General features: G+C 41.1%; 8 protein-coding genes. 1 reads left to right on the forward strand and 7 read right to left on the reverse strand.

What is annotated here, in order from left to right; genetic code table 11:
• Positions 1 to 12: 12 nt before the first annotated feature.
• Positions 13 to 2,280: a GH92 family glycosyl hydrolase gene (locus ACYRYG_RS07440; protein ID WP_293432503.1), complete on the reverse strand. Its 2,268-nt coding sequence runs from the start codon at positions 2,278 to 2,280 to the stop codon at positions 13 to 15.
• A 458-nt stretch (positions 2,281 to 2,738) separates the two neighbouring features.
• On the opposite strand from ACYRYG_RS07440, the gene ACYRYG_RS07445 reads away from it, so the two are divergent.
• The gene (locus ACYRYG_RS07445) at positions 2,739 to 5,036 is read left to right on the forward strand and encodes a Kelch repeat-containing protein (protein ID WP_294077511.1); all 2,298 of its coding nucleotides are present in this window, start codon (positions 2,739 to 2,741) and stop codon (positions 5,034 to 5,036) included.
• Between the two features lie 378 nt (positions 5,037 to 5,414).
• On the opposite strand, the gene ACYRYG_RS07450 is transcribed toward ACYRYG_RS07445, so the two are convergent.
• The 6 genes from ACYRYG_RS07450 to ACYRYG_RS07475 form a co-directional block, all read right to left on the reverse strand.
• Positions 5,415 to 6,977 carry a SusD/RagB family nutrient-binding outer membrane lipoprotein gene (locus ACYRYG_RS07450; RefSeq protein WP_298671468.1) on the reverse strand — a complete coding sequence of 521 codons (1,563 nt, stop codon included), beginning with the start codon at positions 6,975 to 6,977 and terminating at the stop codon, positions 5,415 to 5,417.
• A gap of 18 nt (positions 6,978 to 6,995) precedes the next feature.
• A complete protein-coding gene (locus ACYRYG_RS07455; RefSeq protein WP_460197917.1) occupies positions 6,996 to 10,247 on the reverse strand; it encodes a SusC/RagA family TonB-linked outer membrane protein in 3,252 nt (1,083 codons plus the stop codon).
• A 724-nt stretch (positions 10,248 to 10,971) separates the two neighbouring features.
• Positions 10,972 to 12,213 (reverse strand): GDSL-type esterase/lipase family protein, encoded by a 1,242-nt coding sequence (locus tag ACYRYG_RS07460; RefSeq protein WP_460197918.1) that lies wholly within the window; start codon positions 12,211 to 12,213, stop codon positions 10,972 to 10,974.
• Between the two features lie 353 nt (positions 12,214 to 12,566).
• Complete coding sequence (locus ACYRYG_RS07465) at positions 12,567 to 14,090, reverse strand: RagB/SusD family nutrient uptake outer membrane protein (protein WP_460197919.1); 1,524 nt, start codon at positions 14,088 to 14,090, stop codon at positions 12,567 to 12,569.
• A 20-nt stretch (positions 14,091 to 14,110) separates the two neighbouring features.
• The gene (locus ACYRYG_RS07470; RefSeq protein WP_460197920.1) at positions 14,111 to 17,155 is read right to left on the reverse strand and encodes a SusC/RagA family TonB-linked outer membrane protein; all 3,045 of its coding nucleotides are present in this window, start codon (positions 17,153 to 17,155) and stop codon (positions 14,111 to 14,113) included.
• A 488-nt stretch (positions 17,156 to 17,643) separates the two neighbouring features.
• Positions 17,644 to 19,053: a RagB/SusD family nutrient uptake outer membrane protein gene (locus tag ACYRYG_RS07475; RefSeq protein ID WP_460197921.1), complete on the reverse strand. Its 1,410-nt coding sequence runs from the start codon at positions 19,051 to 19,053 to the stop codon at positions 17,644 to 17,646.
• Positions 19,054 to 19,060: the final 7 nt, after the last annotated feature.

Here is a 19,060-nt window from a genome sequence, read left to right on the forward strand (position 1 = left end):
ATCTTCCAGTCATCAATTATTACCGATCCTGTTGAGAACCACCGGGCGGGAATTGCGGCTCCTGCCGAAACTCTTGTTCGGCTTGCTGCCCATGATGAATTTCAGCGTACCGCCCCGGAGGATCTCCTCATACGTGATATAGCTCTTACCGTACGGCTTACCGTTCAGGTAGGCCTTCTCGATATACTTGTTCTCCGCGCTGTTCCCCACGGCCTCCATCGTGAACGTCCTGCCGCTGCCGACCGTCATCTCTGCCTTGCACAGGACAGGACTGCCGAATATGAACACTCCGTCACAGGGATTCACCTGGTAGAATCCCATGGCGGAAAGCACATACCAGGCCGACATCTGCCCGCAGTCCTCATTGCCGATGATCCCGTCGGGCTGGTCTGTATAGAACTGATCCATCACATAACGCACCTTCTCTGCCGTCTTCCACTGCTCGCCCGCATACGTATAGAGGTAGGCGATATGGTGGCTCGGCTCATTCCCGTGGGCATACTGACCGATCAGGCCCGTGATGTCACTCTGGGCATGGGGGCCCATGCTGTCATGATTCGTAAAGAACTGGTCCAGTTTCCTGGTAAATTTCTTATCCCCGCCGAAAAGCCTGATCAGTCCGTACGGGTCCTGGGGGACAAAGAACGTGTACTGCCAGCCGTTCCCCTCCGTAAAGTCCCGGACTCCAGCCATTGACGGATAATAGGGAGTCTTCCACGAACCATCCGAGAGTCTGGGACACATGAAGCCTATTGAAGAATTGAAGTAGTTCTTATAATAACCCGCACGCTTTGCAAATACGTCTGCATCTTCTTTCTTTCCCATCTTCCGGGCCATCGCGGCGATGCCCCAGTCATCCACGGCATACTCCATGGCCTTCGACACCGACTCCCCCGCCTTATCGGCAGGGATGAAGCCGTCCTTCATCACATAGGGAACACCGCTCTGGTCCGGATTGGTTGCCGTTGCCTTCATCGCCTCAAAGGCATCCTCTGCATTGAAGCCTGTAAAGCCCTTCAGATAGGCATCAGCGATCACCGGAACCGAGCTGTAGCCCGGCATGCAGTTCGTCTCCCCGTTCCACAATGGCCAGATCGGAAGCTTGTCCTGCTGGCGGTAGATGGAAAGCATCGAGTTCACCAGGTGGGGGACCAGATCCGGCTCGATCAGAGTCATCAGGGGATTCCACGCACGGTACGTGTCCCACAGCGACATCGTCGTATAATTGGCCCTGGCTGAGTCGGCATAGATCATGTCATCCATGCCCCGGTACTGGCCGTTCACGTCACAATACAGGGACGGGTCGATCATCGTATGGTAAAGGGACGTATAGAAGATACGGCGGTCCCTGTCGCTGAGGGCACGGACCTTCACCTTACCCAACTGGGCATTCCATTTAGATCTGGCTGCATCCTCCGTCTGGACGAAGTCCCAGCCCGGCAACTCCGACTCCATGTTCTCCATGGCATTACCGGTGCTTACCGAAGACAGGGCAACCTTAAGGAGGACCTGGCTGGCCCGGCCGAAATCCAGTATACATTTTACAGACTTACCCCTCAGTTGGGTATATGTAGTCGGGACGTCGTTGTCATAGGCTGTAAACTTCAGGATCCTCGTATTGCTCTTCAGGACAAAATACACCTTGCGGTCCGGACTCCAGCCGTGATCATAACGATAACCTTCTATCGTATAATCATCCACCTTGCGGGCATAGCAGGCATAGGCCTCGTCCCCGTTGCCCTCATGAAGGTCGACCATCACGTAGGAGGGTTTCCCCGAAGGGTATGTATAGCGGTGGAAGCCCACGCGGGCCGTGGCTGTCAGCTCCGCGCGGATCTGGTACTTGTCCAGCAGCACTGAATAGTAGTACGGGCGGACCACCTCATTCTTGTGCGAATAGGTCGAGGCATAACCATCGCTGATATCCTTCTGCTCGCCCCGCCGGACGTGGATCTCGTTCATCGGCATGAGAAGGATGTCACCCAGGTCATTACAGCCCGTTCCGCTCAGGTGGGTATGGGAAAAGCCGATCAGGATGTTGTCTGAATAATGATAGCCGGAACACCAGTCCCAGCCCTTAAAGATATTACTCGGGCCCAACTGGACCATGCCGTAGGGGACACTCGCGCCTACAAACACGTGGCCGTGACCGCCGGAACCGATATATGGGTCTACATACTGCACGGGATCCGGCAATGTGGTTGCTGACTTTTGTCTTGCTGCTCCTGCCGTAAGAACACCCAGGCAGCAAGTTAAAGTTAATAGTCTGATATTTTTCATTATAAATAATTAATTTAGATTCCAGGGCAAATTATAATTTAAGGCGAAATAAGTAAAGGAGTTTACAGAATCATCTCATTTCTATGAAATAGAGATACTCCCCCCTTAATCTTGTGCAAAATTAGCATAATGATGGTTAAAAATAAGATTAATAATAGATTAAAAACATAATTAATGTGATAATAAGAGATCAAAAAACATAAAATTAACCCTTTTGACATTGACAAAGCTAAAAATTCTACTTACCTTTGTAAAATATATAATCGAATAATTTATAAATGAAAACTTTACTCCTATTTCTCTTACTAATGATAATATCTTGCGTTGGTTCACTCAGTGCCAGTGCTCAAGGACTCTTTTTTCAAGATCCCTTCAATTCGATAAGAAAAAGGACCTCATACGATGTCTTTAAAAAAGACGTTGACACTTTTCACCACCAATTCAATATTAAGTTTGATATGCAGTTCCCGGATACGGATGCCTTCGGATATATTCTCAGGATAACAGATCTGAAACATAATGAGATCTTCAACATCTTCCTTGATGGATCGAAAGATGACATTATCGAACTCAACCGAGAAGGCTATAAGGAGCTGATCACTTATAAATTTAATCCACAAGAATTAAAAGATAAGCATTGGTTCCCTTTCAGCTTGCATTTCAATCTGGACAAGAAAACCATCACCATGAAAGTCAATGGACATGCATTAAGCATCTATGATACACGCCTCCCTCATGAGATCAAGCCCAATCTTGTCTTCGGCAGGAACGACTATATTATCGATGTCCCGGCTTTTGGCATGAAAGACCTTGTCATCAGTGGTGACAGAGAAAACTACGTGTTCCCATTAAGGCAAAGCCATGGCAATGATGTATATGATAAAAATGGCAACAAAATCGGTTATGTACAGAATCCTTATTGGGGAATTAATGATTCCTATCATTGGAAATTCCTTAAGAAACTGTATTCCAGGACTAATGCCGGTTCCTGCTACGATCCTTATAACCAAAATGTTTATTATTACAACCGGAACTATCTCAACACTTTTAACACACGCAACAAGCAGACGGTATGTAAACGCTTTGTCAACCGATGCCCTGTGGATATTTACCTGGGAATGAACTTTCTGAACCATTCAAATAAAAGACTCTATACGTATGAAGTCCATAAGGACCACAAAGATCCACAGGAAGTGACTGTAGCCAGTCTTGACCTGAACACTCTAAAATGGATGCCGGAAAGTCATGATCAACTCAAAGCACAGGAACACCACCACGGGGCGTTCTTTGATGAACGTGCACAGAGATTAACGATCTATGGTGGCTTCGAACCGATGCACTACAGTAATCAATTCTATACCTACGATATACATACTCGTAAATGGTCGGTCCTGCAAGGAATCAGCGGGCCAAGGAAACCCAGATATTTTGTATCGGCCGGTCAATATGGGAACAATGTATACCTGTTTGGGGGGATGGGGAATGAATCCGGGGACCAGTCTGTCGGACGGAAATACTTCTATGATCTGTACCGGTTAAATAAAAAGACGAAGAAGATCACAAAACTTTGGGAACTGAACTGGGATGGAAAACAGAATGTCGTGCCGGTCAAGGGTATGATCCTGTTCGATCAGAAATATTTCTATACCTTATGCTATTCTGAATTCCTGTCTGACTCTTACCTTAAACTCTACCGCTTTTCCATAAAAGACGGAAGTTATCAGATCCTGGGTGATTCTATCCCCATCCACTCAGATAAAATCACAACTAATGCCAATCTGTATTATGATCGCCAACAACAGAAAATCATTGTAACCGTTCAAGAATCAAAAGATGATATCTCATCAACACTGAAAATATACAGTATCAATTTACCGGTTTTATCTTCTACATCATACGCTGAAGCCATTAAAATACCACACCCCATGAGATGGGAGCATCTTATCCTTGGCCTGGTCTTCCTGGTTTTTGTAACCACTATAACCATACTTCTCTACCGCAAGAAACGGAAAGAAAATATAGGTCAGCAACAGGCCATTCTCCATCTGGGTAAGAACCAGTTAAAGCCAAACTCGATTTACTTGTTTGGCGACTTTATGGCTCGAGACCGGAAAAACCGAGATATTAGTTACATGTTTACGAACAAACTCCGTGAGATTTTCTGCATCCTTGTTGAATATAGTGAACATGAGGGTATATCATCCAAATCCTTAGGTTCAATGCTCTGGGGAAATAAACCAACCGAAAAGATCAAGAATTCACGAAGCGTAACCATGAACCATCTCAGGAAAGTACTAGAAGAAATAGATGGAATAGAAGTAGTTTATCAAGAAGGAACTTTCAAGCTTGAGATCCACAAACCTTTCTACTGTGATTATTACGAATGTTGCAAAATGGTCAAGGATGAAAATTCCGACGACATCACCTTAATTTCCATTCTAAAGAGGGGCAAGTTCCTGCAGAAAATGGATATGCCCACCCTGGATCATTTCAAATCTAAAGAAGAGCAAATGCTCATCCCTATCCTGACGAGGAAAATGGATGAAGCTTATAAAAAGAAAGAATATGATGTGGCCATCGAATTAGCAAAAGCAATCTTTAACGCAGACCCTCTGAACACTAATGCTTTAGACATTCAGATCAAGTCCCTGAAACGACTGAGCAGGGCTTACGAGGCCAAAGATGCAATAAGGGTATTCAACAGAGAATACCAAAAGGATTTCGGTGAGAATTACGATTATAAGACCAGTGAATGATCACTTACCAACAGTCATAAACTCTCAAACCGGAAATTGCAGGCAACCTGATCTGAGTTTAACAAATTATCTTGTCAACTAAAAGGCAACTTAACAACAGAGATTGCCAACTAATTTCCGTATTCATTACTACTATACATCAAGCATCTGTCCAGGCTGTTATTACCTTAATCTGGTAAACAGATTACCAAGCCACGGTAAGCATCTTTCCAAGGCTTGGTAACGATGTCTCCAAAGCGTGGTAATTAAACTTTTAAATATTATAACAAGCCTACATAACCATACTTTACATCTCTTGCTAAACAAAGAATGAAAAAAGGAGGTCAATTCCCAATGAATTAACCTCCCTTGTTTACTGAACAGTTATAAGAGAACTTTTTATTCTTTACTCTGAGGAGCATTATCCGCAACATCCCACCACACACGAGTATCCACAGTATTCTCACCCTGTATCTTGGCAGCAGCTGCATAATTAGCAGTATTTGTACTAACATCACCATCATCATAAGTACAACGATACGGAATATGGCTTACCAAACTGGAAGGTCCAATGGTCAAAGCAGGAGCATCAAGGCGACGCCAGTCAGACCACGTTTCAATCCCGTCCTCAAAATAACCGTTGATATAACGCTGAGTTGCAATAAGATCAATCTCCTGGGCTGCAGTTCCCTCAAATCTCACACCATCACTATTTAAATAAGCATCAACCTCTGCATCAGACGGAGCATTCGGAGTAGTATATGAAACATATTTTGTACCATCTTTCATTACGGCAGAAGTAGCTGTCCCAGCATACAGACTGTATTTTTCTGCAATGGAAAGTTTGACGCCCTCCTCGTACAAAGATTTAGCATCAGCATTAATCCACCCTCTAACGGCAGCCTCAGACTCAACAAGCAGAGTTCTCGCAGCAGAAAAGATGACAATAGGTTCATTCTGTTTATATAAATTAGGATTAAAATCCGAATTATCTTTATTATAATTTGTTACTTCTGAAGAAGTAATACCTAATGGAATTCCTTTATATATACTGTCAGCATTCATCATGAAATAAGCAGCACGACGAGGATCTTTCAGATTATTCATTATATTTACGATATCTGTTGAAGGTGCGAAATCCTTACGCCCTTCAGTGTAAATATTTGTATACATTGGATTTTCATTATCCGTGTTACCATAGAATGGATAAATAAAATTATCCTCATTGCTGACAATTCCTCCATCCTCATAAGCTTTCTGAAACCAAACTTTGCCATCTGCAGGATCAACATCACTCAATTTGATAGCTGCCATCATTCGCAAAGTGGCATTTAGTTTCTTCCATTTAGAAATATCACCTTTATAAATATAGTCATAAGTAGAATTCAAGGAGCTGCTTGTATCAAATTCACTGTAGGCTGCCTCAAGATCACTCATAACACCTTTATAAATTTCTTCCTGAGTATCCAGTTTTGGAGTAAAATTAGCACTATCTCCAAGAAGAGCTTGAGAATAAGGAATCATACCTAAAGCATCTGTTAGTCCAAGATAATAATAATCCATCAAAGTCTTGGCTGCAGCAATCTGATTAGCATTTGAACCAAAAGAAGTGACAGCTGCTGAATTCATAGTAGACGCGTTCTGATTCATCATGATGATCTTCTTCAGATTCATCAACGTATACTGATAATAGTTTTGTGTAGACAATTCTGTAACATTATATCGTCCATACTGTACGTTCTGACGCTCAGCAATGTAACGTGGGAGCAATAAGAATGCTGGATTATAAGAACGTTGCATGACAAAATAAGGTACATAACGCTCTGAGAAGGCAAACAGAAATTCCGTATAAGCTTGGTCAGGATGATTTGGATCATCATTAACATTGTCGAAATTGCCACAACTAGACAACATCAACAAACCCAACAATACTGGGGTTATCTTATATAATATTTTTTTCATTGTAATCTGCTTTATACGTTAAAATGTTAAATTAACAGAAAGGCCGAATGATCGCGTAGACACAGCCTGCCCCGTTTCAAATGCAGAACCGTTAGTCTCAGAAGGGTCTATATTAGGACAATCACTCCAGATCAAGAATGGATCACTTGCAATAAATGAAATACTGGCAGCTGTAAGACCAACATGTAATTTATTCAGCCATATAGCCGGTACACTATAAGCCAATGAAAGTTCTCGCAATTTGATATATGACGCATTATAGACATAAGGTGCCCAGAGAGTTGATTCATAATTCTGGAAATACTCTGTAGCATCCATATAGGTTGTAACATCCTTATAGGTACCGTCAGAATTCTTTACGACACCATCAATACGGACACCGCCACCTTTAGAAACATCACCACGGAGTTCACCACCTTTGTCATTAAGACCTGCTGTACGGGCAGCCATACCGGATCCGGAAAGCCACATATTAGTTACAGAAGCAATCTTGCCTCCAAAACGGAAATCAAGTGATGCACGTAGAGTAAGATCCTTCCAGCGTAGAGAGGTAGAAAATCCACCAGTAACCTTTGGCTGTATATTCCCCAGGTAGCGTTCTGTATTTTTGTCAATCTGAGGAGTATAAGTACCATCACCATTATCTGTCATAATAATTTTTCCATCAGGACTATAATTCCAATTACGTGAGGTATAAAGAGCACCGATAGGTTTACCCACCTCAGCATAACTATATAGCGGTGCATAGAATTGATGAAAATCAAGAGTATAACGCGTCATACCAGTTGTCAGTTTGACTAATTTATTAGCATTATGAGCTACATTAGCATCCATCTGCCATTCCCAATCTTCAGTTTTAATAAGTTTACCACCCAAGCTGATTTCAAAACCATCATTACGAATCAGTCCTGCATTAGTAAGTCTCGAAGAATAACCACACGATGCAGAAGTAGAAACTTTAATAATCTGGTTCTTAGTATCACGGCGATAAAAATTAATATCACCCCATAAACGGTTATTGAAGAGACTGAATTCAGTACCTATCTCGTATGATGTCGTAATAGAAGGCTTAATATTATTATCAATCAATACCCCACTATTAACAAGAGTAGCTGTAGAACCATAACGAAGGCCAAAATCATAGATATTGGATAATTCGTATGGATCAAGAGCAGAGCCTACCTGAGCGAAACTGCCTCGAATTTTCCAGTAATTCAACCAGTCACCATGATGGAACCAATTACTGGCAATAGCCGATGCCGAAGCTCCACCATAAAGATAACTGTTATTTTTACTCGGAAGAGTAGAATTCCAATCATTCCTCATGGAAAGCTCTATGTAATAAGTATCAGCCCATCCAGCACTATAGGTGCCAAAAACAGATTGTGTTTTCTGCTTCTGAGTACCGGTATAATTGCCGAAGAAATCATAGGTTGTCTGAAGATGAGAATCATCACCATGAGCTGTACCTAATGAATTTCCCGTATTAAACAGACCAGGCATTAATAAACCATCCTGTGTAAAGACATTAACACCTTCATAATGATAGAAACGATTTTCAAGGAAAAGGGCCGCATCCATATTCAACTTTCCATCCAGGAAAATGTTTCTCCAGGTTACTCTTGCCTGATTGTAAATATCAGAACTCTGCTCCTGCCATTGTTTGTGAGCAGCGGTGATACTGGTCAAAGCCGGAGTATTATAAATTTCAATATAATCTTGGAGATCTGCCGTAGTCTTCCATCCTATTTTAATATTATATGGAAGAGAATATTCAAAATCTGCTGCGATTATATTATACTGACGCTTGTTGACGTCATTAATCTCATTATAAATTGCATAAGGACTTTCATGGAACGCCGGAGTAAAGTCAGTAGGAGAAGAAATGTTCCATGAGCGGAAAGTCCCGTCAGGGCGAGTATAATCCTTATACTCCTTCAAGTTAACATTAGTATTACCCCATTGTAAGAGGTCTGAATACGGATTGTTACCATCAGTTGAATAGCCTTCAGTAGCAGCATTATGATTCTTCTTATAAGTATATTTATAATCAAAATTTACTCTCAGATTCTTTAGCGGAGAGAAAGTCAACTTCGCATTAGCGAAACGACGCTGGGCATCACTATTGGGATCAACACCCCCAATATTACTCGTTCCTAAAGCCACATGCATAGCATAATCTTTCCCGCTTTTGTCAAAACTGGCATTGGTCGTATTAGAAAGACCCGTATTAAAAAGATCCATCATATCAAGGTGATTACTCCACGTATCCTGCTTCCCAAAATACGGACTTGTCGGATCCCAAGAAGCTGCTGTCATGTACGAAGAACCGTCAAACTTAGGTCCCCATGATGAATCGTCAGCATAATCATAATATTTACGGCCATCAAACTGCTTATAATTCAACGGATCTCCCTCTTTCCAGTGATAAGTTTCAAGTCCATCACTACCAAGATAACCACCACCATATTCTTTTTGAAGTTTAACATGGTTATAAGCAGTAGTCCATTCTATCGTATGGCCAATATTTACAGCCTGTCTATCCTGTCCAATACTGCCACCTTTAGTAATAATAACGACAGCTCCATTTCCACCCCGAACGCCATAAAGAGCCGTCGCTGCAGGACCCTTCAAGACATTAATACTGGCTACATCATTCATGTCAACTGATGAAGCTGAAGCAATAACACCATCGATCACATAAATAGGTTCTGATCCTGCTGAATAAGTAGGAGCAGTAGAACCGGTTATGACGGCAGGAATAGAAGTAACACCACGAAGTACTATCTTGCCTTCATCAAATTTAGCACCAGAACCACCAACGAAACGAGCACCAGCCACTTTACCAACAAGAGCATTATTCAGATTACCTTCATTAACAGAAGTCAAATCCTTTGCATCTATCTTTGTTGTAGCATATCCCAAAGAACGTTTCTGTCTAGTAATCCCCTCTGCAGTAACTACCACATCATTCAACGTCTGATCACTTGAATGCAGAGACACTTTCATATCCGATTCCGCCACAAGCACTTTAGGTTTCATACCCAAATAAGAAAATCTTAATTTACTGCCAACCGGAACAGCCAAATCGAAATGACCTTCAGTATCAGTTACGGTACCAGTCTTTGTACCTACGGCAAGAACAGCTGCACCAACAATTGGTTCACCATCTTCTTGAGATACTACGGTACCGGATACTTTGGTTTGCGCCATTGCCATTCCCACACTCAGGAATAAGCAGGCTAAAAACATCATTAGTCTTTTTCCCATAATCTTTTTCTTTAGAAGATTAAATACCTATATTTACGTTTATCAAATTTTTTCGTTAACCATTATTGATGTAGAATAGAAAATCATTGATCCAGAAATGTCTCTCTCCGCATTCCTTTCAATTCATCCGTCTACTCTACCATGGAAAATCCGAAATACACTCTCTTGGATTTCTGGCAGCTCTCTCAAAACTACCAGTTCCATTTATTCAGAAATTACTCCTTTCTATTATTAAATCTCCCTAAAAGAAATTAAAGTAAATTCTTATTTGAATTGCAAAATTAAGAAACATTTAGCTCACTTCCAAATATTTCTTGCAAAAAGTTAATATTTAACACAATAATGTAAGCTATATGCAACTTTAATTCATTTTCAGTTTCATAAAGTAACAAAAGCAAACTTAATTAAACCACATTGCAATAATCAAGCATAATCATGCAAGAAGAACAAAAAAGGCATATAATGTATATGATATAAACTTATTGATCAGTATCCGGTCATTATCAAATCAAGAAGGACAGAATCAGCAGACTGTAATGATCAATTTGAAAAATCAAGGAGATCTTTTAGACGCTTTTTTAGCGTTAAATAAAGCCAATCAAATTAACAGAAAATATATTCCTTATTTTTCTTTTTATAAAAAAATGAAATTAATGTTTATCAGAAACGAGAAACGAAGCACGTTTTATCCTATCCATGAAAAGCCCGGTAAGCCAACATTATTTTAGGGATTTCCTTTAAGTCTCTCACCAGAGATGACCCCAGCCGCATACTCACCCATTTCAAGATAACCCTCTGGATTAGGATGCAACCAATCACCTCCCTGCACATTCTCTTTCATCCGGTGAGGGTCAAGAGGATTACTGAGGAGTTTGTCGAAATCCAATATACCATTTACCTTATCTTTCTGCAAGCGGATCCAGTCATTTACCTTTTCCCGGGCAGCTTCATGAGGGACTGAATATACACCGGAACCCAGAAATGGAGTTATCGTCCCCAGATACACTTCCAGATGACGATCTTTAGCTTTCTTTATCATTTCCCCATAAGCCTCTATGAGCTTACGGACAACCGTTTCGCCATTGCCTTTCGATGCAGCAATATCATTCACCCCCTCGAAAATAATCACAGACTTCACACCGTTCTGCCCAAGAATATCATGATCAAAACGCTCCTTGGCCATATAGCCGAAACCGCCCGGAAGCGCGACACGGTTATTCCCGATACCTAAATTCAAGACACCTAAATCTTTAACTTTATATTTATCCTGTAACGTTTCAGCCATAATATCCGGCCAACGGTTCTGAGCATTATTTGTAGAACATTTCCCATCAGTAATAGAATTACCTATGATGGCAATGCATCGCGCACTGTCATCCCAGACATCAATCCCGGCGATATTAAACCAGTGATTTTCTTTGAATGACTTTGCAAAATCAGTATGAGCATCTGTGACCCCCTGCAGGATATAAGAAGTTGTACGGGAGCCCATGTGAACGGTAGGTATCCGTGGAGCCTTCAAGTAATTAATCGTAATGGATAAGCGAGAAAGAGGTCTTAAGTCAAAGAGCAAGGCATCACTCCAGACAGCTTTACCCGCAGGAATCTTAACCGCATATTGTTTACTAAATTGAAGATACTTAGCAGATTTAGTGTAAATGGCGAAGGCATCCGTAGTGTATGCAATATAAACAGAACGGATATAAAGAGGTTGAGAACTCAACTCATTGGAAATTTTCAGGCGAAGGGTATTCCCTCCAATAGAGACTTTCACAACTTGGCGTATAGAGCGGTTAGTCAGATTATTATCATAGGGCATGAATCTCTTTACAGGAACCTGTTGAGCGGTGGCCCATGTACCCACCCAATGATGAGTTTCCAAAGGTTTGATCACCTGCTTAGGTTGTGCCTGGACACCTAATAACAAACAACTTAAAAATACGATTAACGATAAATATTTTTTCATCTCTTAATGTCACACTACACACCGACCCCCATGATGAATTCCATTTCCGATGAAAGGGATGATCTCTTACAAGAGCCGACGCTAAAATCATTTCCCGCAAATATAACAAAAAAAACTGATATGCGTTTTTCAGGACCAACAAAAACATAATGATAAAATGTTTTCCGAAGATATACTCTTTCTGCTAGCATTAAGATTCAAGTTCAAGAAAGATTGTCCGACATTAACATACTGCATTGGGATTAAACAAGACTGATAGATCTCCATGACAAAAACCAAACCAAATTAAAAAATCTGCATATACCCGAAGATATATGCAGATTAAATTAATATTGCTTTAATGATCTATTATATCAATAACGTGGATTTTGCTGCATCTTTAAGTTAGCAGACATTTCATAAGAAGGAATCAGAGGAAGAGCTTTCTTGGATGTCCAAGTATCAATCACTCTTGCATCTGAATTCAAAATAGAATGCCAACCACGATCAGCCGTCGATGTATAGCGGGTAATTGTCTCACCACGTCGAAGAGCATCAAAGTATCGTTGCCCTTCACCAACAAGTTCTTTACGGCGTTCCATATAAATACGTTGAGCTGTAATACTGGACGCAGACACCTCTTTACTTACATCAGTTGTCCGGTTTTCAATGATTGCATTCAAATACTTAGCAGCCGTTACTTTATCCCCTTCATCAAAGGCAGCCTCTGCAGCATTTAAATACACCTCTGAAAGGCGAAGGACAGGAATATCATTATAACGCCCCATGGGGAACTTCGTCAGATAAACTTTCCGGCCACCAAACATATTCTTATCATCAGCCGTAGCAGCAGTCACAATATCATTACGTATATCCTGAGGATCAGTGAGCAAGGAATCAGAGAAAGCCTTGGTAATCACAATATCACCATAGCCGGGATTCTCAAGTGATTTAGAATTTTCAACCGTCAAATAAGCATATCCTTCACGATCTACCCAATCCTGAGTATTGGTAATAACAAATTCAAAGAGCATCTCATTAGTATGATTAGTGTCATTATTACCCCAGGCACTAACATACTGATCACGAGTCCACAGTTTATACGGAGAATTATTAATAATGTCCTCTGAAACGGAAAGTGCATTTTTATAATCCCCTTTACTTAAATATACACGGGAAAGCAAAGCCTCAGCAGCCCATTTATTGATATACCCTTGGGTTTTCACAGTAGGAAGAGCACCAGAAACAATAGCCTCTGTAAGATCTTTAATGACTTGAGTATAACAGTCCGCAACAGTACTTCTACCTACTTGAATATTGTAATCATAAACTGTAGTATCAATAGGTGCGCCTAAAGATGCACCATTGTCTTTCAAATAAGGTTCGCCATAAACACGTGTCAAATCAAAAAGACACAAAGCACGAACCACTTTAGCCTCATTTTTGTATTGGGCTACAGTACTTGAATCGGAAGAAGCATCTCCTATTTTACCACCGTCTACGGCTGCTATAATACGATTAGCACGACCAATAGTGATCAGAGGAGACTGCCAGATAGCTGTTTCCTGAGTAAAGTCATCAGGGGTAGTATACTCCATAGTATAGTAAAACCTGGCACGATTACTACCATAAGCAGCATTATACTGGACATCCTCACCACGAACATCACCATAGACAAACATATTACGTCCATAGTAGTCAACGAAGGAAGAACTACCCTTCAAAGCTTTATACATACCAATACGCGCACTTTCAAGTGCCTCAGTACTTGTCAATGCCGACTCAGACTTTACGCCATCGTATGGAGACACATCCAGCCAGCCATTGCTGCAAGATGTCAATGAGAACATGACCAAGGCTCCATAAGCCAAGATATATATTTTTTTAAATGATTTCATATCTTTCAGTTTTTTATTTATTAAAAGCCTAATTCCACTCCAAAAGTAAATGTACGGATAGCCGGAGTCTCAAAGTTACAGATACCATTGACAGGGACTTCCGGATCAACATACAATTTTGAAGACTTAAATGTCAACAAATTAAAACCTGAGAAATATATGCGCGCTTTACTTAAATTCAATTTCTGCAGATACTGACGAGGCACTGAAAAACCTATCGTAAGGCTCTTCAGACGAAGATAATCCAAAGGCATCAGCCAGCGAGATGAATACTGGAAAGTATTTCCATACTGGAATTTAGGCAACTTGGCTGTCGTATCGCCAGGACCTGTCCACATTTCAGAGATTTTATAGTAAGAAGGAACCGCTCCATTATACAAATCAGAGCTACCATTAGAATGCTGCCAGCGAGGATAATCATAAGCATGGCCGCCAATCTGATAAGTGAAATTAAAGCCAAAATCTATAAATTTCCATGTCAAGGTATTGGATATTGCCCCTTCAAGTTTACCTTCCGGGCTACCTACAATTACTTTATTAGCCTTACTCACATCAGTTGTCGTGTTGCGTGCATTAGCAGTTCCATCATTAATATAATACAACTCATTACCCGTCTTAGGATCTACGCCTGCATATTCATAACAGTAATAAGAGTTATATGACTCTCCCACTTTATGTGCCAGAACACGACTCCAGGTGTCATCCATAATAACATCAGAACTTCCGTTTAATTTGATAACTTTATTATGGTTATGGGCCATATCCAAAGTTGAGCTCCAGGAAAAGTCTCTTTTCTGTATCCAATTGGCCGTAAGAGTTAACTCATAACCTGTATTACGGAGAGATCCGATGTTTTTGGCAACTGTCGGCATGAAAGGAATAGAACTATCGTAATAACCAGGAACAGCAGAAATCGGCATATCATAGATCAGATCTTTAGTCGTCCGGGTATAGACATCGAAAACAGCCGTATAACGGTCTAAGAATGTCAAATCCAAACCGACATTAAATGCATAATTCTTCTCCCATTTCAGATTGTCATTTCCTACACCGACAATACCCATGCCAGACTGACCATCATAATACTCACCATAATTATAGAGATTCATGTAAGAATAGAAGCTATAAGGCTGAGTACCATTTACGCCATAAGATACTCTAAGCTTACCATCGGAAAGAATATTCTTGATAGATTTCATGAATTTTTCACTTGTAAAACGCCAAGCACCCGAGGTAGACCAGAAGTTACCCCAACGATTATTACGTGCAAGGCGAGAACTGCCATCAGTACGAAAACTTACGCCTAAATAATAGGTACTATTATAGTTATAATTGATACGGCCTAAATAAGATACCAACTTTGAAATCTGCTTATTACTTGACGATGTCGTGGTTCCAGCATTACAAAACTCATAAAGATTACCAGGATAATCCTGACCACTTAAATAGTTATAAGCATAGCGGTAATTTTCATTTTCAAAGCCAAGCAGTGCATCTATATTATGAAGCCCGAAGCTTTTTGTATAAGTAAGCTGGGTCTGGCTATTGATTTGCTCAATTGTATTTTTTATTCTCTGACACACACCAGAAGGACTGCCATTAAGCGAATATCGGTCCCAAAGCACATCCTCAGTACCATCAGTATAATCATAAGCAAGTTTTTCACTTAAATACAATTTGTCCCAGATATTCCAGGAGAGTTTTGCCGTATCATAAGTACGATGTACAGTGTTGACATCATGGGAATGCTTATATTCATTCAGAGGGTTGACTCCAAAAATACCCGGGGATGTGGTTAAAGAACCATCCTTATTATAAGCTGTAGATGATGGATTCTGAAAGAATGCATAGTTTACTACAGCACCATCATAGTTTGTTTTTTCATCAGCCAACTGCTGGCGCATTTTAGAAATCAGAGAAGTCACATTCAAAGTAAAATGGCCAAAAGTATGAGTAACATTGACATTGCCCGTATAGCGGCTCAAGCCTTCATTAGCGACGATACCATCCTGATTGGCGTATGCCAGAGAAGAATAGAACTTGGTATTCTGACCTCCTCCAGAAACATCAACCTGATAATCAGAATGATGACCTGTCTTGAACAGTATATCTTTCCAATTAGTCCATCCTGTACTTGGCTTTGCCGCATATTGATCGATCTCATTGGCAGCCTGTGTTGCAGCATCAGCAGCAGTCATTCCTTCATCATATACATAATGATTTTTAAGACCTTCCTCCAAAACAGCACGACGATCATCACCATTCAACATAGGACGATAATTGATAGCCATATTAGAAAAGCCCCAGTCACTACGGTAATTCACATGAGTCCTCCCTTTACTACCACTCTTGGTAGTAATAACAATTACGCCGTTAGCTGCACGTGATCCATACAAAGAAGCAGCTGCAGCGTCCTTAATAACGGTTATGCTCGCAATATCATCAGAGTTTAATGTAGCCAGAATACTTGTACCAGCGTCACTATATGTAAATTCACTCATATTACCAGACGTAACAGGTGTACCATCAATAACGATCAACGGATTGTTACCAGCATTAATTGATCCCATACCCCGGATACGAATATCAGCAGCAGCCCCCGGAGAACTTGAGGAAGAAGTAACCGTTACACCTGCAACACCACCAGCCAGTTTATCCTCTACTGACATCACCGGAACATCTTCAAGCGACTTCGTATTCATTGTAGCAGCAGAACCCGTAAAAGAAGACTTCTTGAAGTTTCCATAGCCAGTCACGATCACCTCATCAAGAGATTTATGATCAGGTTTTAGAGTTATCTTCATATTTGGCTTAGCAGCAAGTATTTGAGTTTCCATGCCAATATAAGAGATCTCCAACTTTTTACCTTCAGGAGCGGCCAGTGTAAATTTCCCATCTGGATCCGTTACCGTACCGTTAGCAGTACCCACGACTTTAATAGCTGCTCCGATCACAGGTTGCCCATCATCAGAGGAAACAACTGTACCTGTGACTTGTGTTTGTGCCATTGCCATTCCTAAATTCAGGAATAGGCAGGCTAAAAACATCATTAGTTTTTTTCCCATAATCTTGTTTTTAGAAGATTAAATACCTATTATATTTACGTTAATTAATTTCCCCATTATCCATCGTACTCTTCAGGCGATAAGACACCACCTCCGAATGCCATGATCCGGAATGGTCTGATACTGTTCTGAACCTTTATTTGATTGTATGGAAATACTCTCTTATATGCTCACCGTCTCTCTTACGTCAGGCATATCACCCAGAAATTACCCTTTTCCAATCAAATCTCTCCCTTTTAAAGAAAATAAAGTATATTTCTATTTGGGGCTACAAAATTAAGAAACATTTAGCATATTTCCAAATATTTTCTGCAAAAAGTTAAAGTTTAACACTTAGATGCAACAAATATGTGGTTTTCATACGCTTTTCTATAATAAAAAATAACGGAATGAAGTTTTTTTTAAGGAATAGAAAAGTGGATTTATCCCCCTTAACGGCACCCTTTCTATTCCTTAAACAAAGAAAAGAAGACGCATGGTGCGTCCTCTTAATAATTCTGCTTATAATCACTGTTCTGCATTACTTTAAGCGAGAACGGCATCACCCAATACTGGCTCTCAGGAGTAATGGTAAAATCACCAACATCAGGTATATGACGGGTAATGTTCTTCTTGTAAGCCGTTTCCGAATTCCACCGTTTGCGGTCGAAGAAATTCTCATAGCTCCCAATATCTTCAATAAACTTTGCCCGTTGAAGAAGAGCCATAGCCTCCTTTTCAGACGAAGCAGTAAAGGGCTGGTAATGCTGAGGATCTATCCGTTTCTCGCGGACCCTGTTTATCAGGTCAAGACCTTTCTGGATCTCCCCTGTCCGGATGTAGCATTCCGCCGCCAGATACATCATCCGTTCCACAGTAATTCCCCATGGATTGACAAAAGCATCCTCACCGGTAGCTTCCAAAGCACCGTCAATCCCCGAATCCATAGCACCATAGTCAGCATTCCAGAATTCATTGCCACTTTCTACCGTTCCATCACTATAAGCATAATCCTTCACATAATCCCCTTTTTCGAAAAGTGGTACCGTTTCCAGAGAAAGCTGTTCCCAATTAGGAATAGGACTCTGGTCACCTACGGCTGCTATATAGAGCATGTTGTTAGCACTGGTAGAAAGCATGGACCATCTATGAGTAGTCATGATCACACTACGGTCCTCTATATTACCGTCCCCTTCCAAGGCCTTCAAAGCATAGGGCAAGGCCTCCTGATAATGCTTCATCTGAAAGAGGATCTTGGCGCGGATAGCATAACCGGCAGACTTGGACAAGCGGGTCACATGAGCCTTGTCAGGAAGAAGACTGATCAGATCATCGGTACAGTCAGCCAGCATATCTTCATAATCTTCAGCTAAATCAAGTTGTTTTTTATCGCTGAGGCCCACATCCGTGACATAAGCAATCCCCCCCTCCTTTGCAGCCGTCGCATCATCATACTGTCTGGCATAGATATTAGCCGCAATATAATGGTAATAAGCACGTGTAATACGCGCCTCAGCTTTCAAGGCTGGCTTGGCGGAATCGTCACCAGAGGCACCATCAATTTTCTCCAGCAGCACATTCATATAGACGATATACTGGTATATACTGTTATACCGGCTATCAGAGGATACGAGCGATGCTCTATGGATAGTATCGTTATAGGTGAGGTTAGCACTGACCATCGTATTGGCATTTTTGATCAAGGTGGCAATAGGAGTAAAGTCCTGGCCATAATCCTCGTCAACGATTACTCCCAGATCCTCTGCAGGTTTGATTTTGATCTGCTTGGCGTTTAACAGCAATTCCAGGTCAGTGGTCTTTTGTAAGGTAGACTGGCCCTCAGGGACCAGATCCAGATTACAGGAAGCAAGGGCCATGCAGACAGAAGTGATCAATAGAACATTTTTAGTTATCTTCATTTCTGTA

Source organism: Segatella asaccharophila (genome assembly GCF_054687055.1).